At 45.1% G+C, this 2,292-nt stretch carries 1 protein-coding gene; it reads left to right on the top strand.

Annotation, left to right across the window (positions count from 1 at the left end):
- Nucleotides 1–301: 301 nt before the first annotated feature.
- Nucleotides 302–2,292, top strand: a 1,991-nt coding sequence (locus C8N29_RS16565; protein ID WP_204509391.1) for a choice-of-anchor I family protein, incomplete at its 3' end; no start/stop codon positions are given.

Below are 2,292 nucleotides of genomic sequence, written 5' to 3'. Positions count from 1 at the left end.
GGATGTTCAGGCATTGGTGAATGCGATGGCCAGTATTGCGCCACCGTCTTTAGGTCAAACCGAGTTAAGTTCCGAGCAACACAGTCAGTTAGATGCCATCATCGCCGCAAGTTGGTCATCATAATCTTTTTGAAATAAGGCGACTTCGGTCGCCTTATTTTTCTTAATAGGCGTCCTACCAGTTCTGTTGCTAAATAATCATGAATTTGTCATGTTTTAGACATAAACCACCACTAGCATCCTTGAGATTTTGAAGTGGCTATTCCGCCACGTTCTCCCATTCGCTCAGGGGTCAATTGTCATGGCAAATATAAATATTGGTGGTATTACCGTTTTTAATGAGGCAAATAGTGGCTTAGCGGGTAGCACGACAACGCCCGTTGCGATTAATGATGTGGTATTGGTACGTTTAGGCTCTATTCAGGGAACAAGTGCAGGTGCAGAAAGTGTTGCCTTTGAAAATGGTAAAATTTATGCCTCTAACGTCAATGGTAATACCATCAACATACACCAGCTTGCCGCAGATGGCACACTGACGAATCTCGCTCCAATTAACTTAACAACTCTACCTGATTATAAGACGGGTGGTGTTAACTCCGTTGCCATCAACAACGGGGTATTGGCCGTTGCCTATGAAAATATCACGGCTGGAGCAGGGGGGTATGTTGCCTTATTTGACACCACTACTAACACCTTAATTAAAACGATTAGTGTTGGCGTGTTACCAGACCAAATTACCTTTACACCTGATGGTACAAAATTATTAGTGGCCAACGAAGCCGAAGCGATTAGTGTGACGAATAATCCTGTGGGTTCAATTTCAATTATTGATATGTCGAGTGGTGCAGCTCATGCCGCCGTAGTGAATACCATATCCTTTGATGCCTTAAATGGTTCCGAAGCTGCCTTGAAGGCACAAGGTTTAGCTTTATTGAATGGCCAATCAGCAGCCGCAGATATTGAACCAGAATATATTACTGTATCAGCAGATGGGACACGTGCCTACGTTACCTTACAAGAAGTGAATGCGGTTGCTGTGGTTGATTTGACCAATCCAATGGCCGATAGACCCTTATCTATTTTGCCACTGGGCACCGTTGACCGTAATTTATTAGGGAATAGTTTTGATGCCAGTGATAGAGACGGCACCAGTGGTTCAGCCGCCGTTAATTTGCAAAATTACGATGTACAAAGTTTATTACAGCCTGATGCAATTGCTTCCTTTAGTGTGGCTGGAGTCACCTATTTTGTCACAGCTAACGAGGGTGACTCACGAGTAGGAACGAGTATTACGGATTCTGTGCGTCTAAATAGTGCCAGTTATGTGTTAGATGCCACAGCCTATCCTAATGCGGCTGCGCTAAAAGCCGATGCTAAATTGGGACGTTTGAACGTATTGACCCATATGGGGGATACAGATGGCGATGGCGACTATGACCAAATTTATACTTTAGGTGGTCGCAGTATTACTATTTTCCGTCAAGAAGCAGACGGTTCTATTAGCAAAGTCCGTGAAACAGGTGGAGAATTTGAAGCCATTACTAGTGCATTAGGCACAAGTTTTAACGCTAATCAAAGTACAGCCGCCAACTCTTTTGATACTCGCTCCGATGATAAAGGCCCAGAGCCAGAAGGTGTCACTGTCGGTGAAGTCAATGGTCGTCTCTATGCCTTTGTTGGTTTAGAGCGTATCGGTGGTTTTATGATTTATGATGTCACTGACCCTGTAAATGCCACTTTTGTGGGTTATAAAGCGCAAACCGCTAACGATTTAGGGCCAGAAGTACAAAAGTTTATTGCTGCTTCTCAAAGTCCAACGGGGCAGGCCTTATTGGTTTCGGGTAATGAAATTAGTAATAGCGTTACTGTCTATGCCATACAAACACAGAGTGAAGGCAATGATGTAATTATGGGGGGCAGTGATGCGGAAGTATGGAGTGGTCGCGGCGGTAATGACACAATTAATGGCGGAGACGGTGCTGATACTTTGATAGGTGGTGCAGGGAATGACAGCTTCATTGGCGGTGGTGGTAACGACGTTATCATGGGCAATGAAGGGGATGACAGTGTTGCGGCGTATAACCTCTCGACAGATGGCGTAGACCAAATCAACTTAGGCAGTGGCATGGACACACTGAACGTTTCATCGACGGGTGCGAGTCAAATCTGTGTGATGTTTACCAGTGCTGAAGTGGGTAATAACAACGCGAATGATGCGGGTACCTTAGCGAATCAAGACGGTGGTTTAGCGGTACGAATTCAAGCGGAAGACGGCAGCGGCAACTTAGTTGG

Source organism: Agitococcus lubricus (assembly GCF_003051055.1).
In the GTDB taxonomy this organism is placed as follows: Bacteria; Pseudomonadota; Gammaproteobacteria; order Pseudomonadales; family Moraxellaceae; genus Agitococcus; species Agitococcus lubricus.
Note: the sequence above shows the minus strand (reverse complement) of the source record. Positions and strands in the feature narration are given on the sequence as shown.